This is a genomic window from Citrobacter sp. TBCS-15 (assembly GCF_005280815.1).
GTDB lineage: Bacteria > Pseudomonadota > Gammaproteobacteria > Enterobacterales > Enterobacteriaceae > Citrobacter > Citrobacter werkmanii.
Map to the genome: position 1 here is coordinate 896,620 of NZ_SZWK01000292.1, position 17,615 is coordinate 914,234.

At 53.3% G+C, this 17,615-nt stretch carries 16 protein-coding genes; 11 read left to right on the plus strand and 5 right to left on the minus strand.

The window, feature by feature from the left end; translation table 11 throughout:
• Window positions 1–18 precede the first annotated feature (18 nt).
• Window positions 19–726, plus strand: coding sequence for a helix-turn-helix transcriptional regulator (locus tag FDW96_RS21950; RefSeq protein ID WP_079224745.1), 708 nt, complete (start codon window positions 19–21; stop codon window positions 724–726).
• A gap of 87 nt (window positions 727–813) precedes the next feature.
• Window positions 814–2,055 (plus strand): bifunctional glucose-1-phosphatase/inositol phosphatase, encoded by a 1,242-nt coding sequence (gene agp / locus FDW96_RS21955; protein ID WP_042314118.1) that lies wholly within the window; start codon window positions 814–816, stop codon window positions 2,053–2,055.
• 38 nt (window positions 2,056–2,093) lie between these two features.
• Here agp and FDW96_RS21960 read toward each other — a convergent pair whose 3' ends face one another.
• Window positions 2,094–2,321 carry a YccJ family protein gene (locus tag FDW96_RS21960; protein ID WP_038639537.1) on the minus strand — a complete coding sequence of 76 codons (228 nt, stop codon included), beginning with the start codon at window positions 2,319–2,321 and terminating at the stop codon, window positions 2,094–2,096.
• Window positions 2,322–2,341: 20 nt separating this feature from the next.
• Complete coding sequence (gene wrbA, locus FDW96_RS21965) at window positions 2,342–2,938, minus strand: NAD(P)H:quinone oxidoreductase (protein WP_003036019.1); 597 nt, start codon at window positions 2,936–2,938, stop codon at window positions 2,342–2,344.
• Window positions 2,939–3,324: 386 nt separating this feature from the next.
• On the opposite strand from wrbA, the gene FDW96_RS21970 reads away from it, so the two are divergent.
• From FDW96_RS21970 to rutR, 3 genes are all read left to right on the plus strand, one after another.
• Window positions 3,325–3,498, plus strand: coding sequence for a general stress protein (locus FDW96_RS21970; RefSeq protein WP_003036022.1), 174 nt, complete (start codon window positions 3,325–3,327; stop codon window positions 3,496–3,498).
• Window positions 3,499–3,663: 165 nt separating this feature from the next.
• Complete coding sequence (locus FDW96_RS21975) at window positions 3,664–4,578, plus strand: DMT family transporter (protein ID WP_042314115.1); 915 nt, start codon at window positions 3,664–3,666, stop codon at window positions 4,576–4,578.
• Window positions 4,579–4,636: 58 nt separating this feature from the next.
• Window positions 4,637–5,275, plus strand: a complete 639-nt coding sequence (rutR, locus tag FDW96_RS21980) for an HTH-type transcriptional regulator RutR (protein ID WP_042314113.1) — start codon at window positions 4,637–4,639, stop codon at window positions 5,273–5,275.
• Here rutR and FDW96_RS21985 read toward each other — a convergent pair.
• Window positions 5,272–5,667, minus strand: coding sequence for a lysozyme inhibitor LprI family protein (locus FDW96_RS21985; RefSeq protein WP_137366307.1), 396 nt, complete (start codon window positions 5,665–5,667; stop codon window positions 5,272–5,274). The genes rutR and FDW96_RS21985 overlap by 4 nt on opposite strands.
• A gap of 58 nt (window positions 5,668–5,725) precedes the next feature.
• Window positions 5,726–9,688: a trifunctional transcriptional regulator/proline dehydrogenase/L-glutamate gamma-semialdehyde dehydrogenase gene (gene putA, locus FDW96_RS21990; protein ID WP_137366308.1), complete on the minus strand. Its 3,963-nt coding sequence runs from the start codon at window positions 9,686–9,688 to the stop codon at window positions 5,726–5,728.
• 421 nt (window positions 9,689–10,109) lie between these two features.
• Between putA and putP the strand changes: the two genes are divergently transcribed.
• The 6 genes from putP to phoH all read left to right on the plus strand — a co-directional run bounded on the left by putP (window position 10,110) and on the right by phoH (window position 17,187).
• Window positions 10,110–11,618, plus strand: a complete 1,509-nt coding sequence (gene putP / locus FDW96_RS21995; protein WP_038639556.1) for a sodium/proline symporter PutP — start codon at window positions 10,110–10,112, stop codon at window positions 11,616–11,618.
• 950 nt (window positions 11,619–12,568) lie between these two features.
• Window positions 12,569–13,402, plus strand: a complete 834-nt coding sequence (gene efeU, locus FDW96_RS22005; protein ID WP_042309404.1) for an iron uptake transporter permease EfeU — start codon at window positions 12,569–12,571, stop codon at window positions 13,400–13,402.
• A gap of 58 nt (window positions 13,403–13,460) precedes the next feature.
• Window positions 13,461–14,588 carry an iron uptake system protein EfeO gene (gene efeO / locus FDW96_RS22010; RefSeq protein WP_137366309.1) on the plus strand — a complete coding sequence of 376 codons (1,128 nt, stop codon included), beginning with the start codon at window positions 13,461–13,463 and terminating at the stop codon, window positions 14,586–14,588.
• Window positions 14,589–14,593: 5 nt separating this feature from the next.
• Window positions 14,594–15,877, plus strand: coding sequence for an iron uptake transporter deferrochelatase/peroxidase subunit (efeB, locus tag FDW96_RS22015; RefSeq protein WP_061381821.1), 1,284 nt, complete (start codon window positions 14,594–14,596; stop codon window positions 15,875–15,877).
• Window positions 15,878–16,123: 246 nt separating this feature from the next.
• Window positions 16,124–16,420, plus strand: a complete 297-nt coding sequence (locus FDW96_RS25110; protein ID WP_042309399.1) for a hypothetical protein — start codon at window positions 16,124–16,126, stop codon at window positions 16,418–16,420.
• Complete coding sequence (phoH, locus tag FDW96_RS22020; RefSeq protein WP_061381820.1) at window positions 16,399–17,187, plus strand: phosphate starvation-inducible protein PhoH; 789 nt, start codon at window positions 16,399–16,401, stop codon at window positions 17,185–17,187. The genes FDW96_RS25110 and phoH overlap by 22 nt, the downstream gene beginning before the upstream one ends.
• A 50-nt stretch (window positions 17,188–17,237) precedes the next feature.
• Here phoH and FDW96_RS22025 read toward each other — a convergent pair whose 3' ends face one another.
• Window positions 17,238–17,531: a YciI family protein gene (locus tag FDW96_RS22025; RefSeq protein ID WP_042309397.1), complete on the minus strand. Its 294-nt coding sequence runs from the start codon at window positions 17,529–17,531 to the stop codon at window positions 17,238–17,240.
• Window positions 17,532–17,615 lie beyond the last annotated feature (84 nt).

Sequence of the window (17,615 nt, forward strand, 5' to 3'; positions counted from 1 at the left end):
AGGGCCAACGAGGTCACTATGGCATCGGTGATGTTAAAGGAAGAAGAGGGCGAACTGGAGTCGCGCATGGCGCTCACTGCAGCAGTCATGGCCGATAAATCGCGCTCGCGTATGCTGTGCGCGCTGATGGATGGCCGCGCCTGGACCGCGACCGAACTCAGCGCTGTCGCGGATGTATCCGCTTCAACCGCCAGCGCCCATCTGGCGCGTTTGTGCGAGCAACATTTTGTGGTGGCGCTCGCTCAGGGAAGGCATCGTTATTTTCGCCTCGCAGGCGCAGAGATTGCTGAGCTGCTGGAACGACTGATGGGGGTGGCGTGGGCGACATCTACCCCTCGAAAAATCACCACGCCCCTGAGCTTGCGGCATGCCCGCACCTGCTACGACCATCTCGCCGGAGAAGTGGCGGTGAGACTGTTTGATACGTTCGTTTCCCGTCAGTGGTTAACGCCGGATGGTGAAACGCTAACTGAACTCGGGCAGGAAAAGCTGACGGAAATGGGGATCGTCCTCTTTACTGGCTCAGCACGGCGGAAATTAGCCTGCGGTTGTCTGGACTGGAGTGAGCGACGTTACCATCCTGGCGGCGTGCTTGGCGCAACGCTGCTACGTTGGTTTACCGAACAAAAGTGGATTAAAACGCAGACCGGTAGTCGCCATGTCACCTTTACCCCACTAGGGATCCGCAAACTCAATAGCGAGTTCGGTATTAAAACAACACGGTAGATGCCCTGTTTTGCGAAAGCGTTCCCGGAAAAATGTCCTGTTTCTGTCACACTCTGTTGTGATTGATAACAACAAGAGGTCGTAGGGATGAATAAATCGTTAATCGCCGCAGCCGTGGCAGGGGCTGTATTAGTGTCAGGCGCCGCGTACGCGCAGACCGCGCCGGAAGGCTATCAGCTTCAGCAAGTATTGATGATGAGTCGGCATAACTTACGTGCACCTTTAGCCAATAACGGCAGCGTTCTTGAGCAGTCCACGCCTAAACAATGGCCGGAATGGGATGTTCCAGGCGGGCAACTCACCACCAAAGGCGGCGTGCTGGAAGTCTATATGGGTCACTACATGCGTGAGTGGCTGGCAGAGCAAGGGATGGTGAAAACGGGCGAATGTCCGGCTCCGGACACGGTCTATACCTATGCGAATAGCCTGCAGCGTACGGTTGCTACGGCGCAGTTCTTTGTCACTGGCGCATTCCCGGGGTGTGACGTTCCAGTTCATCATCAGGAAAAAATGGGTACCATGGATCCCACCTTTAACCCGGTGATCACCGATGATTCTGCCGCCTTCAGCCAGCAGGCCGTCCAGGCGATGGAAAAAGAGCGCAGCAAAATGCAGCTCAGCGACAGCTATCAATTGCTTGAGCAAATGACCGACTACAAAGACTCGCCGTCCTGCAAAGAAAAACAGCAGTGTTCCCTGACCGACGCTAAAGATACGTTCAGCGCCAAATACCAGCAGGAGCCGGGGGTGTCAGGACCATTAAAGGTGGGGAACTCGCTGGTCGATGCTTTTACGCTGCAATATTACGAAGGTTTCCCGATGGACCAGGTCGCCTGGGGGGAAATTAAGTCCGATCAACAGTGGAAGGTGCTGTCGAAGCTGAAAAATGGCTATCAGGACAGCCTGTTCACCTCGCCGGAAGTCGCGCAGAACGTCGCCAAACCGCTGGTGAAATATATTGATAATGCGCTGGTTACCGAACGCGCGAAAGCGCCGAAAATAACCGTGCTGGTGGGGCATGACTCAAACATTGCTTCGCTGCTCACCGCGCTGGATTTCAAACCGTACCAGCTTCACGATCAGAACGAGCGTACGCCGATCGGCGGGAAGATTGTCTTCCAGCGCTGGCATGACAGCAAGGCGAATCGTGATCTGATGAAAATCGAATATGTCTATCAAAGCTCGCAGCAACTGCGTAATGCGGATGTCCTGACGCTGAAATCCCCGGCGCAGCGCGTGACCCTGGAGCTGAAAGGGTGTCCGATAGATGCGAACGGCTTTTGCCCGATCGATAAGTTCGATAGCGTGTTGAATGAGGCGGCGAAGTAAAAGAAAAACTCCCCCGTGCGAGCGGGGGAGTCAGAGCGCTAGACGTTTTTGCGTTCGATAGTCTGTTCACCCCAAAAGAGCGAATCTTTGTCTGTTTTCTCAAAGGCTTTGATGAGCACCTCATCACTACCTTCTTCCCAAATTTTTTCAGCCAGTTTCTCGTCATAATGCGCGACTTCAAAAATGGCTTCGGCTATTTCCGGCGATGTATTGCGCAGACTTGCCCATTCACCGACGTGATGGGCTTTCGCTTCTTGAGTTGGCATTCGAATCCTCCTGTTGAAGATTAGCCGTTGAGTTTTACTGCCAGACCTGCGACATATTCACCCTGATAGCGGGCAATAGACAACTCTTCCTGACTTGGCTGACGGGAGCCGTCGCCTCCGGCGATAGTGGTTGCGCCGTAAGGCGTACCGCCGCGAACCTGTGAGACATCAAACAGCTCTTGCGCTGCGTAGCCGATAGGCACAATCACCATCCCATGGTGGGCAAGCGTCGTCCAGGTTGAGGTAATGGTTTGTTCCTGACCGCCGCCGGTCCCCGTTGAGCTGAATACGCTGGCGAGTTTGCCGTACAGCGCGCCGGAAGCCCACAGCCCGCCAGTCTGGTCGAGAAAGGTACGCATCTGGCCGGACATATTGCCAAAGCGTGTCGGGGTACCAAAAATGATGGCGTCGTAATCAGCCAGTTCTTGCGGGGTGGCGACTGGTGCATTTTGTGTTTTACCGCCCGCCTTGAGGAAAATCTCAGGCTGCATGGTTTCCGGTACACGCTTAATGATGACTTCTGCGCCGTCTACCTTATTCGCGCCTTCTGCAACTGCATGGGCCATAGTTTCAATGTGTCCGTACATGGAATAATAAAGCACCAGAACTTTTGCCATTTTACACTACTCCTCGAGTTAACCGTGTCCGTAGCGATTCGCTACCTACCTATAAAGATATGACGTACTGTCAGGAGTGCAAATTTCACAAACACTTCTTTGATTTATAACAATTTTTATAACATCCTCTTTTGTTGCAAAATGATACATATTTAACCGGGAGAAATTCGGTAGTCATAAGAAAGGCTTATTGATTTCTTGATGTTATTATTTTGGTTATGCGGCGGATCCTGTTGCAGGATATTACAGTTTGCTGGTCAACAGGCCGGTCTTCACTAAGCTTAATTCCACGTAGCGAAAACAAGGGCATCGCCCAGACGCTGCGTTGAGGTATCACTCCTCAGTACCTATGCAATATGATGTCTAATCAATGACGGAGGTCAGTAATGGCAAACCATCGAGGCGGTTCCGGTAACTTTGCGGAAGACCGCGAAAGAGCATCAGAAGCAGGTCGAAAAGGTGGCCAGCACAGCGGGGGCAACTTTAAGAATGACCCGCAACGCGCTTCAGAAGCAGGCAAGAAAGGGGGCAAAAATAGCCACGGCAACAATAAATCGTAATTATTGCATTGCCTGTTAGTTATGTCGTGACGGTCTCGTGTTTCATCTTATTAGCCGCCACGAAGCCACCGCCGCCGGGATCTTCCGGCGGTTTTTTTTGTCTGCAAGGTTGAACTGTAACAAAACGCAACGCAGACTAATGACATTCTGTTAATCGGGTGTCTCATGTCTTTACTTTCTCGTTATTCCTTTTCTGTTAAACCTCAGGAGGCGATCCTCATTGTGATCACCATGTTCTGGGGTGGAACGTTTTTGGCGGTGCAATATGCCGTTACTCTGAGCGGGCCCTTTTTCTTTGTCGGTGTGCGTTTTGCGACTGCTGCGCTGGCCGTTGCGCTTCTGTCGTGGCGAACGTTGCATAAGCTGACCTGGCTGGAGGTTAAAGCCGGCGTGGCGATCGGCATTGCGATAGCGCTGGGTTATAGCCTGCAAACCTGGGGCTTGCAGTTTATTCCTAGCAGTAAATCGGCGTTTATTACCGCGATGTATGTACCGCTGGTGCCGCTGTTGCAATGGCTGTGTCTGGGGCGTATGCCAGGTTTAATGCCGTGTGTCGGGATTGTACTGGCCTTTATCGGGTTGATTTTTCTTGCCGGGCCGGGGGGGAATTTACTGGCGCTGGGTGAAGGTGAGTGGATCACGCTTGCGGGCGCGGTGGCAATTGCGGCAGAAATTATTCTGATTAGCGCGTGGGCAGGAAAAGTAGATGTGCGTCGGGTAACGGTGGTGCAACTGGCAACCGCTTCTGTGGTGGCGTTTATTGCCATGGCCCCGGCAGGAGAGTCTGTACCGCCGATGTCGACAGGATTGCTGGTGGTCGCGCTGGGATTAGGCATTTTTAGCGCGATTATTCAGGTCACCATGAACTGGGCGCAGCGCAGCGTTTCGCCGACGCGGGCGACGGTCATCTATACCGGAGAGCCGGTGTGGGCGGGGATCTTTGGTCGTCTGGCGGGTGAACGCCTACCGCTACTGGCTTTGTTAGGCGCAGCATTCATTATTGTTGGCGTGCTGGTCAGCGAACTGAAGTTCAAGAAGAAAAAATCGCAGCCGCAGACGGCGCCTCCTGAATCGCTTTAATTTAACCATTCACCGTGTGATTTGGTATGCTGACGCCCTCATAAGAAGGAGAGGGCGCATGGTCCAACGCGCAGAGAAAAAAAACGGTAAACGCTCGCAGGCCGTCAATGCTAAACGTCAGGCTATTTTAACCGCGGCATTAAATATCTTCTCCCAATATGGGATCCACGGTACGCGTCTGGAACAGGTGGCAGAGCAGGCGGGGGTGTCAAAAACTAATCTGCTCTATTATTACCCGTCAAAAGAGGTGCTTTATATTGCCGTTTTACGGCAAATTCTTGATATCTGGCTGGCACCGCTGAAGGCGTTTCGCGAAGACTTTGCGCCGCTGGTGGCCATTAAAGAATACATTCGCCTTAAGCTGGAAGTGTCGCGCGATTACCCGCAGGCTTCCCGGTTATTCTGCATGGAGATGCTGGCGGGCGCGCCATTGTTGATGGCTGAATTAACGGGTGATCTTAAAACGTTGATTGATGATAAATCGGCGTTGATTGCCGGATGGGTAAGCAGTGGGAAACTGGCTCCTGTCGATCCGCACCATCTGATTTTCATGATTTGGGCTTCAACACAACATTATGCAGACTTTGCCCCACAGGTAGAGGCGGTAACGGGCGCAACGCTGCGTGATGAAGCCTTTTTTAACCAGACCGTTGAGAGCGTACAGCGGATGATTATCGAAGGGATCCGCGTGCGTTAGCTGGCAGGCGGTAGCGGACAGCTTAAATCGCCTTCTTCACACTGTAAAAGCGAGGCGAGAAACGCTTCGCGCTCGTTGGTCTTATCCGTTAAACACTGGCTGGAAATCATCGCCTGGACGCTTCCGCCTTCGGTACCGGAACTGATTAACGCACAGTCTGCATCGCGCAGGGTTATCCACGAAGTTTGCGCTTTTTTCAGTAAATCGCGCTGGGTCGGGGCGGCGCGCTTCAGCGCATTCTGATACGTTTCATTAAGTTTGGCGTCTGCCGCTTTAAACTGCTCTGCCGCACAGGTGTTCATTTCAGCTTGATTATTCGCGTTGGCGCAGTCATCTGCCAGTGCCTGACCGCTCAGCAGCAGCACTGCACATGTCAGTAAAATTCGTTTCATGTTTCCCTCTGACTTTATAAAAAAGGCCCCGTTACCGGAGCCTTAATTAACCACAACCTTAGCCGATTGTCATCAGGCTGGCGTTGCCTCCGGCGGCGGCGGTATTGACGCTCAGGGAGCGTTCAATATACAGCCTCTCAAGCAGGATATTGCTTTCGCCGCGGGCAAAGCCCTGAACCGACACAATCGCCCCTTCACGGGCCGCCACCGCTTCACACAGCGCGCGAAGCTGATCGGAATCGCCATGGAAAATAACGGCATCGAACGGCTGCGTGGTGATGTTGTCCGCTTTGGCAAACTGAATCCGCCCGGAGACTGCAACTGGCAGACGTTTTGCCAGTTCGCGATGGAACGCATCATCAGGCCACAGAATTAAGCTTCCCACCGAAGTCACGGCGGCAACCTGTACCAGCGCATCCTGCTCGTCATCAGCGATACACAGTACGCGCTCGCGCGGTAACAGCGTCCAGGTATTGCGCTCTCCGGTTGGTCCTGGCAGCAGACGTTGCGTTCCGGCCTGCGCCAGTTCACCAAACTGTTGGCAAATCGCACGCAGCGACGGACGATCGGCGGCCCATTCGGTGAGGGCTTCCAGCGGTTGCACGAGAGCCGCCTTGAGCTGCGCATCGACAGGATAGTCTGCATCCTGACGGGCAAGCGTAATGCCCAGCGCATTCTCCGGGCGGTTAGCCAGCAGGCGGTACAGGTACAGCGGTCCACCTGCTTTTGGTCCGGTTCCTGACAAGCCTTCGCCACCGAATGGTTGCACCCCGACGACGGCGCCAACCATATTACGGTTAACGTACAGGTTCCCCACATGTGCTGAACCGGTGACCTGAGCGATGGTTTCATCGATACGGGTGTGGACGCCAAGCGTCAGGCCGTAGCCGGAGGCATTAATTTGTTCAATCAGGCTGCCCAGATTGTTACGGGTGTAACGCACGACGTGCAGTACCGGACCAAACACCTCTTTTTGTAATTCATCGAAGCTTTCCAGCTCAATAAGCGTCGGAGCGATAAAGGTACCGGTTTGCCATTCCCGTGCATCGTCACTGTTCTCACGCACGGCCTGGAATACCGGACGTCCTTTGGCGCGCATGGCCTGAATATGGCGCTCAATATTGGCTTTGGCTTCTTCATCGATAACCGGCCCAATATCGGTAGTCAGGCGACCCGGATTACCCATGCGGCATTCCGCCATCGCCCCGCGCAGCATTTTCAGCGTGTGGTCGGCAATATCGTCCTGCAGACACAGGACGCGCAGCGCGGAGCAGCGTTGTCCGGCACTGTCAAAAGCAGAAGCCAACACGTCGACCACCACCTGTTCCGTCAGCGCTGAGGAGTCGACGATCATCGCATTCATGCCACCGGTTTCGGCGATAAGTGGGATTGGACGGCCCTGAGCATCAAGGCGGGTCGCGATATTGCGTTGTAACAGCGTGGCGACTTCCGTCGAGCCGGTAAACATCACGCCGCGTACGCGCTCATCGGAAGTGAGTTGCGCCCCGACGGTTTCGCCCTGGCCTGGCAACAGTTGTACCACGCCCGGCGGTACGCCCGCTTCGAGTAAAATAGCGATACCCTGGGCGGCAATCAGCGGGGTTTGTTCCGCTGGTTTTGCCAGTACGCTGTTGCCTGCGGCCAGCGCGGCGGCAATCTGCCCGCTGAAAATGGCCAGCGGGAAGTTCCACGGGCTGATACAAACCACCGGGCCTAACGGACGATGGGTTTCATTATCGAAGTCATCGCGCACCTGGCCTGCATAGTAGTGCAAGAAGTCTACCGCTTCGCGCACTTCTGCAATGGCGTTGCTGAAAGTTTTACCCGCTTCGCGCACCAGAATGCCAATCAATTGCTGCATCTGGCCTTCCATCAGAACGGCGGCGCGATGCAAAATAGCGGCGCGCTCTTGTGGCGGCGTCGCAAACCAGATTGGCGCATTATTGACGGCGTTTTGTAATGCCTGTTCCACTTCGCTGTGAGTCGCTTCACGCACGTAGCCGACAATGTCTTTTGGCTCGGCCGGGTTAACCACCGGGGTCATTTCACCGTCAGCAACCGGCTGCTCGAGAATCGGTTTGGCATGCCATTTTTGCAACGCGCTATTGAGCAGGGCAGAGGACAGCGAGGCCAGACGATGTTCGTTAGCCAAATCCAGTCCGCCTGAGTTTTCCCGGCCTTTACCGTACAGGTCGCGCGGCAGGGGAATCTTCGGATGCGGTAAACCTGTCTGGCCTTCCTGTTGCGCCAGTTTTTCCACGGCTTCGACCGGATCAGCAACCAGTTCGTCCAGCGGCAAAGTGGTGTCAGCAATGCGGTTGACGAACGAGGTGTTGGCACCGTTTTCCAGCAGACGACGCACCAGGTACGCCAGCAGGGTTTCGTGCGTACCTACTGGCGCATAAATACGGCATGGACGGTTCAGTTTGCCATCCGCGACTTTGCCTGTAACCTGCTCGTACAGGGGTTCACCCATGCCGTGCAGGCACTGGAACTCATACTGACCAGGATAATAGTTTTGCCCTGCTAACTGATAAATCGCCGCCAGCGTGTGGGCGTTATGGGTGGCGAACTGCGGGTAGATCAGATTCGGTACGGCCAGCAGTTTTTTCGCACAGGCCAGATAGGAAACGTCGGTATACACCTTACGGGTATAAACCGGATAGCCTTCCAGACCGTCCATTTGCGCACGTTTGATTTCGCTATCCCAGTATGCGCCTTTAACCAGACGGATCATCAGGCGGCGGCGACTGCGGGTGGCGAGATCGATCAGATAGTCGATAACAAATGGGCAGCGCTTCTGGTAGGCCTGGATAACAAAGCCGATACCGTTCCAGCCCGCCAGTTCGGGTTCGAAGCACAGTTTTTCCAACAGATCGAGGGAGATCTCCAGTCGGTCAGCCTCTTCGGCGTCGATATTAATACCGATGTCGTACTGACGGGCCAGCAGTGTCAACGATTTCAGGCGCGGATAGAGTTCATCCATCACGCGGTCATATTGCGCGCGGCTATAGCGCGGATGCAGCGCCGACAGCTTAATAGAGATACCGGGCCCTTCATAAATGCCGCGTCCGTTAGATGCTTTACCAATGGCGTGGATCGCCTGCTGGTAAGAAACCAGATAAGCCTGGGCATCGGCGGCGGTTAGCGCCGCTTCGCCCAGCATGTCGTAGGAGTAGCGGAAACCTTTTTCTTCCAGTTTACGTGCGTTAGCCAGCGCTTCGGCGATGGTTTCTCCGGTGACGAACTGTTCGCCCATCAGGCGCATCGCCATGTCGACGCCTTTACGCACTAAAGGTTCGCCGCTCTTGCCGATAATACGGTTGAGCGAGCGGGAGAGGCTGGCTTCGTTATGCGTAGAAACCAGACGACCGGTAAACAACAGTCCCCAGGTCGCCGCGTTAACGAACAGAGACGGGCTACGCCCAATGTGCGACTGCCAGTTACCGTTGCTGATTTTGTCGCGGATCAACGCATCGCGGGTTGCCTTATCGGGAATACGCAGCAGGGCTTCCGCCAGACACATCAGCGCCACGCCCTCCTGCGAAGAAAGGGAGAACTCCTGCAATAAACCTTGTACCATTCCGGCGCGACCGCTGGCGGCCTTCTGGTTACGCAGTTTGTCCGCCAGATCGTACGCCAGCTTATGCGCCTGCTCGGCGATGGGTTGCGGCAGACGTGCCTGCTCCATCAGCATCGGCACGGCGTCGGTTTCGGCGCGGCGGTACGCGGCGGTGATAGCCGCACGGGAAACAGACTGCGGCAGAATTTGTTCGGCAAATTCCAGGAAAGGTTGATGCGTTTCATTCTGTGGCGTGGTTGACTCCTCACCCTCATTCGCCGCGCCCGCCAGCAGGGCCGGCAGTTCAGGAAGCGCATCGTCATTTTCCAGTCTTTCGAGATAATTAAAGATGGCTTGCTTGATCAGCCAATGCGGTGTGCGATCGATTCGTGATGCGGCTGTTTTAATACGCTCGCGAGTGGCGTCATCCAGCTTAACCCCCATCGTGGTGGTTCCCATGCCGTTTACTCCTGTTGTACTGAAATACGGGTCTGATAGTTACCGAGAAATATCCACTATGTTGCAACTTTGTGCAACCGTGTTAAATGTGACGTGGTTTGCAAGCTTGAAAATGAATGAAATGTTAATAAAGATGGGGGTCGTGACAGGGCGAATAAAAATTACGGAATCTTTTTCTCTGCGGTAGTTAACACTTTTCAAAGGTGCAACCAAGAAAAGTGTGAGAGAGTGCAACCTACAGAAAAATGCTATCTACTCTGGATCAATTTTGATGTAAATGGTGTGTTAAATCGATTGTGAATGACCATCGCTTCCGGCAGGATACGGTCGCCTGGTAAACATAGATATCTTTGCCACGTTCCGGCAGGGTAATAAAACGGCAAGCCACGGCATTGCTGATACATAATTTTGGAGAGTTTTGATGGCTATTAGCACACCGATGTTAGTGACATTCTGTGTCTATATTTTCGGCATGATATTGATAGGGTTTATTGCATGGCGTTCAACCAAAAACTTTGACGATTACATTCTGGGTGGACGCAGCCTGGGTCCATTCGTGACCGCGTTATCTGCTGGCGCATCCGATATGAGTGGCTGGTTGCTGATGGGTCTGCCTGGCGCGATTTTCCTGTCGGGGATTTCAGAAAGCTGGATCGCCATCGGCCTTATTTTGGGCGCATGGATCAACTGGAAGCTGGTGGCCGGACGTTTACGCGTACACACCGAATACAATAATAATGCCCTGACGTTACCGGATTACTTTACCGGTCGCTTTGAAGATAAAAGCCGCATTCTGCGGATTATCTCCGCGCTGGTTATTCTGCTGTTTTTCACCATCTATTGTGCTTCAGGAATTGTGGCAGGGGCGCGTCTGTTTGAAAGCACCTTTGGCATGAGCTATGAAACAGCGCTGTGGGCGGGAGCGGCCGCGACGATCATTTACACCTTTATTGGTGGTTTCCTGGCGGTAAGCTGGACTGATACCGTTCAGGCCAGCCTGATGATCTTTGCTCTGATCCTGACGCCGGTCATGGTCATTATCGGCGTGGGTGGATTCGATGATTCGCTGGAAGTGATTAAACAAAAGAGCATTGAGAACGTAGACATGTTCAAAGGGCTGAATTTTGTTGCCATCATTTCTCTGATGGGCTGGGGCCTGGGCTACTTTGGCCAGCCGCATATTCTGGCGCGCTTTATGGCGGCAGATTCTCACCATAGCATTGTGCATGCACGTCGCATTAGCATGACCTGGATGATCCTGTGTTTGGGCGGCGCAGTTGCCGTTGGTTTCTTCGGTATCGCTTACTTTAATAACAACCCGTCGCTGGCAGGTGCCGTTAATCAGAACGCTGAGCGTGTGTTTATTGAACTGGCGCAAATCCTGTTCAACCCGTGGATTGCCGGTATTCTGCTGTCTGCGATCCTCGCGGCGGTGATGTCGACCCTGAGCTGCCAGTTGCTGGTGTGTTCCAGCGCAATCACCGAAGATTTGTACAAAGCGTTCCTGCGTAAAAATGCCAGCCAGAAAGAGCTGGTGTGGATTGGTCGTATCATGGTGCTGGTTGTGGCCCTGGTGTCCATCGCGCTGGCGGCAAACCCGGAGAACCGTGTGCTGGGTCTGGTAAGCTACGCCTGGGCTGGCTTTGGCGCGGCGTTTGGTCCGGTGGTTCTGTTCTCGGTAATGTGGTCGCGCATGACCCGCAACGGCGCGCTGGCAGGGATGATCATCGGCGCGGTGACGGTAATCGTCTGGAAGCAGTTTGCCTGGCTGGGTCTGTATGAAATCATCCCTGGCTTTATTTTCGGCAGCATTGGTATTGTCGTCTTTAGTCTGTTGGGTAAAGCGCCTTCAACCGCAATGCAGCAACGTTTTGCCGAGGCTGACGCGCATTATCACTCCGCGCCGCCGTCTCGTTTACAGGCAGAATAATCTGCCTTTGTCCTCAGGCCCGCTGTGTGCGCAATACCGTTCGGTTAAGCCTGTATGGAGAACGTTTTACCCTGAATTAGTTTCCGTTCACCTTATGTGCATTGCTTCTCTGATATCGCTATACCTGTGAACGTGCAAGGGAGGCTCACCGCCGCCTCCCTTGCATCCCAGGCTCCCGGCGGGAAAATCGTCGCTGCGCGATTCATTCGTCTTATGCCGTCTGCCTGTCGGGTCGGGGCCGAGCCTGCGTCCCTGCAGGCCGTCCCCTCTGTCCGCATCCCTGCGGACAGACCAGGTCAGCCGTCAACGCCTCATCGATTTTCAGCCGGACCGGGGTCATCGCTTCAACGCTCTGACTTTCAGTAAAATCTTTTTTGCTGTTCAACATATTCAAATAAAAACACAGGAGGTCAGGTGTGGCTGGTCCGGCTGAAAATTGCCGACGTGTTTCCGTAAGGCCGGGAGAGCCAGCATGGATGCTGGCTCAGGGCGCGCTTTGCAGGGATGCTACCTCGCGCCCGGCCCGGTCGTCTGGAGGAATAAACGGAGGGGACCGCGGAGCGGCAATTTTCCCGCCGGGAGCTGGGATTGTAAAGGGCGTGGCGGAGAACGCCCTTTACACGTTCACAGGAATCGGTGTTTCAGAGAAACGATGTACATGAGGTGAACGGAATCCTTTCTCTGAAATAGCATGTTCATTACCTTCGTGAATACAGGTTGATGCTTTCTGATACAGAGGCGTTAACTTAATGACATTGCCGCATGTGGGGGGCTTTTATTACCTACGCTGCAAGCTCGCTATAACCATTACCTGCCTAACCTTTTACATTAAGTCATCATTCTCAAAACATTCTGCTTGAGTTTTTCTTTCCTGTAATGATAATCACTATCACTGTAATTTACTTTTCTTTGCATCAATTGACTGAGAATAACGTTTAAGGGTTCTTCGCATGTTTGTTCCATTTCTAATTATGTTGCGCGAAGGGTTAGAGGCCGCGCTGATTGTCAGTCTGATTGCCAGCTACCTGAAACGGACTCAGCGTGGTCGTTGGATTGGTGTGATGTGGATTGGTGTTTTGCTGGCGGCGGCGTTATGCCTGGCGTTAGGGATTTTCATCAACGAAACCACCGGGGAATTTCCGCAAAAAGAGCAGGAGCTGTTCGAAGGCATCGTGGCGGTCATTGCCGTGGTGATCCTCACCTGGATGGTGTTCTGGATGCGTAAAGTTTCACGTAACGTCAAAGTCCAGCTTGAACAGGCTGTCGATAACGCGTTACAGCGCGGCAACCATCACGGCTGGGCACTGGTGATGATGGTCTTTTTTGCCGTCGCCCGCGAGGGGCTGGAGTCGGTGTTCTTTCTGCTGGCGGCGTTTCAGCAGGATGTCGGCATCTGGCCGCCGCTGGGCGCGATGCTGGGGCTGGCAACCGCGGTGGTATTGGGTTATCTGATTTACCTCGGCGGTATTCGTCTTAATCTCGGGGCATTCTTCAAGTGGACCAGTCTGTTCATTTTGCTGGTGGCCGCCGGACTCGCTGCTGGGGCTATCCGCGCATTCCACGAAGCCGGATTATGGAATCATTTTCAGAATGTGGCATTTGACATCAGCAGCGTGCTTTCGACGCACTCGCTGTTTGGCACGTTGATGGAAGGAATCTTCGGCTATCAGGAGGCGCCAAGCGTGAGTGAAGTGGCTGTCTGGTTTATCTACCTGATTCCGGCATTAATTATATTTGCACTACCGCCGCGTTCAGGCACTACGGCATCGCGTACCGCACCTTAAAAAAAACGCGAGGCAGAATATTTTTTAGTTACAACATACTTATTTAAAGGGCCAGGTTATGACGCTTCACTTTCGCCGTAGTGCGCTGCAGTTAGGTATTGCCGCGCTGTTTGCATCCGTTTTTTCTGCACAAGCCGCCGATATTCCGCAGGTGAAAGTCACGGTTAACGATAAACAGTGTGAGCCGATGACAATCACGGTTAACGCCGGGAAAACGCAGTTCATCATCCAGAACCACAGCCAGAAAGCGCTGGAGTGGGAGATCCTCAAAGGCGTTATGGTGGTTGAAGAGCGCGAAAACATTGCGCCGGGCTTTAGCCAGAAAATGACGGCCAACCTGCAGCCTGGCGAATATGATATGACCTGCGGTCTGTTGACCAACCCGAAAGGCAAATTGATCGTAAAAGGAAGCGCTACAGCGGATGCCGCGCACAGTGATGCTCTGTTGAGCCTGGGCGGTGCGATTACCGAGTACAAAGCCTACGTGACGGCTGAAACCGCGCAACTGGTAGCGAGTACTAAAGCCTTCACCGATGCGATTAAAGCCGGTGATGTAGAAAAAGCAAAATCCCTGTATGCGCCAACGCGTCAGCACTACGAGCGTATTGAACCGATTGCTGAACTGTTCTCCGATCTCGATGGCAGCATCGATGCGCGGGAAGATGATTACGAACAAAAAGCCGCCGATCCGAAATTTACCGGCTTCCATCGTCTGGAAAAGGCGCTGTTTGGTGACAATTCCACCAAAGGTATGGAGAAGTACGCCGACCAGTTAAACCACGATGTCCTTGAGCTGCAAACGCGTATTAGCGAGCTGGCCTTCCCACCGTCTAAAGTGGTGGGTGGCGCGGCTGGGCTGATCGAAGAAGTCGCAGCCAGCAAAATCAGTGGGGAAGAAGATCGCTACAGCCATACCGATCTGTGGGATTTCCAGGCCAACGTCGATGGCGCGCAGAAAATTGTCAACCTCCTGCGTCCGCAGTTACAAAAATCCAATGCTGAACTGCTGGCGAAGGTGGATGCGAACTTCAAAAAAGTCGATACCATCCTGAGCAAGTATCGTACCAAAGACGGTTTTGAAACCTATGATAAGCTGACCGATGCCGATCGCAATGCGCTGAAAGGGCCAATCACGACGCTGGCGGAAGACTTGTCACAATTACGCGGTGTTCTGGGTCTGGATTAAGCACTATGCAGCAAGAAAATGAAAACGGCGTGAGCGAACCGTCACGCCGACGTTTGTTGAAAGGAATGGGCGCCTTGGGTGGCGCGCTGGCGTTGGCAGGTGGATGCCCGGTTGCCCATGCGCAAAAACCGCAAAGCGCGCCGGGAACGTTGTCTCCTGATGCTCGCAGTGAAGTGCAGCCGTTTTATGGCCAACATCAGGCGGGGATCCTGACGCCGCAACAGGCATCTATGATGCTGGTGGCGTTCGATGTTCTCGCCAGCGATAAGGCCGATCTTGAACGTCTGTTCCGGCTGCTAACCCGGCGATTTGCGTTTCTGACTACCGGTGGACCAGCGCCGGATACGCCGAATCCGCGGTTACCGCCGATGGATTCCGGTATCCTTGGCGCATACATTGCACCAGACAATCTGACGATCACGATGTCGGTCGGCTCCTCGCTGTTTGATGAGCGTTTTGGCCTGAAACCGCAGATGCCGAAAAAGCTGCAAAAAATGACGCGCTTCCCGAATGATTCTTTGGATGCAGCGCTGTGCCATGGCGATCTGCTGTTGCAGATTTGCGCCAACACGCAGGATACAGTCATCCATGCGCTGCGCGATATCATCAAACATACGCCCGATCTGCTCAGCGTTCGCTGGAAACGTGAAGGATTTATTTCCGATCACGCCGCGCGCAGTAAAGGGAAAGAGACCCCGGTCAACTTGCTTGGCTTTAAGGACGGTACCGCGAACCCGGACGCTACAGATGTGAAGCTGATGCAAAACGTGGTGTGGGTTACGGACGGGCAGGGCGAACCTGCGTGGGCGCAAGGTGGCAGCTATCAGGCCGTGCGGCTCATTCAGTTCCGCGTGGAGTTTTGGGATCGCACGCCGCTGAAAGAGCAGCAAACGATTTTTGGTCGCGATAAACACACCGGTGCGCCGCTGGGTATGCAGCATGAGCACGATGTGCCTGACTATGCCAGCGATCCAGAAGGTGAGGTGATTGCACTCGACAGCCATATCCGTCTGGCAAACCCGCGTACGAAGGAGACCGAGTCCAGCCTGATGATGCGTCGCGGTTACAGTTATTCGCTCGGCGTGACCAATTCCGGTCAACTTGATATGGGACTGTTGTTCGTCTGCTATCAGCACGATCTGGAAAAAGGTTTTCTGACGGTGCAAAAACGCCTGAACGGTGAAGCGCTTGAGGAGTATGTCAAACCAATTGGTGGCGGTTACTTCTTTGCGTTGCCGGGAGTTAAAACCGCAGATCATTATCTCGGACAGACCTTGCTCGAAGCTTGATACCTATGCCCCGCAGCGCGGCGGGGCATTTACTGACATCTTCATGAATGAACGAATTATTTTTTATGATCGGTCTGTGAATGAAATAATTTTGTCATCTCTCTGCAAGAGACTGTCTGTGGCGACAAGTCAAAATCAAGTTAATGGCAAGTAAAAATATTGTTGCATTAGCGAAAGATTATGATGTACTTATAAGTAACAGCGGTAGTTCCCGGCGGTGATAGTTGTTCACTATGGAGATCGCGAATGGAAAAGTCCTGTACTGGACACGTTTTTCACAGTAACAGCAGTACCTTACGCGGACGTTTCTCTTCCGGTAGCCACTTCGTCACCGCTAAATATCTCCCCCTTTCACTTTTTATCCTTGTAACTGACGCCCTGTACGGTGCGCGTAGCCGTGGGTGGCGTCTTATCCAAAAGCAAGCAATGGCTTACAAGGAAGCCAACCCTCAGATGTTCGTGCGCATAATCGTGCCGCCAACGGCGCGTGTGATGTATACCTACAACTCAAGGTGCTATCCATGGGAAGACAAAAAGCAGTGATCAAAGCTCGTCGCGAAGCAAAACGGGTGCTGAGGCGGGACTCGCGTAGCCATAAGCAACGTGAAGATGAATCGGTCACCTCGCTTGTGCAGATGGGCGGCGTAGAAGCGATCGGAATGGCGCGTGATAGTCGCGATGCCACGCCAATCACGGCGCGAAATGAGGCTCAGGCGCACTACCTGAATGCTATCGAGAGTAAACAGCTGATCTTCGCCACCGGTGAAGCCGGGTGTGGTAAAACCTGGATCAGCGCGGCAAAAGCAGCAGAGGCTCTGATCCATAAAGACGTGGACAGGATTATTGTAACCCGTCCGGTTCTGCAAGCTGATGAAGATCTCGGCTTCTTACCTGGAGATGTTTCCGAGAAGTTCGCTCCCTATTTCCGCCCGGTGTATGACGTGCTGGTGAAACGTCTGGGAGCCTCCTTTATGCAATATTGTCTGCGACCTGAGATTGGTAAGGTGGAAATTGCGCCGTTCGCCTATATGCGTGGACGTACATTTGAAAATGCCGTGGTCATTCTTGACGAGGCTCAGAATGTCACTGCTGCGCAAATGAAGATGTTTTTGACTCGCCTCGGGGAGAATGTGACGGTGATTGTGAATGGGGATGTAACCCAGTGCGATCTACCTGCGCACGTTCGCTCAGGGCTAAGCGACGCGCTGGCCCGTTTCGAAGAAGATGAAATGGTTGGGATCGTTCGTTTCAGTAAAGATGATTGCGTTCGCTCGGCCCTCTGTCAGCGGACGCTCAACGCTTATAATTGATGAGTATACCGTCTTCAAGGCCCGGGAAACCGGGCTTTGTTTTAGCGGTATTACAGAATATCTTTTAGGGCGGCAGTCGTCATGGTCGCTTCAAATGGAATCAACTCAACTTTCGCGACGCCAGCCTGCTGGAAGGGATCCAGGCTCAGATAGTGTTGTAGTTTTTCAGCATCATCACATTTTGCCAATATCACACCACCGGAACGTGGGATTTTGCGGCCTGATGCCAGGAATAAACCTTCCGCATAGCCTTTTTTCAGCCATTCTACGTGGGCGGGAAGTAGGCTATCGACTTCATTTAACGGTTTAATATAGGTTAAAACAACAACATAAGTAACACTCATTTTATTATCCCTGTTTTTTAAACGTGTATTAACCTAGCATATAAGCAAAGAGAGAAAAGATTAATATCAGCACTGTCCTTCCTA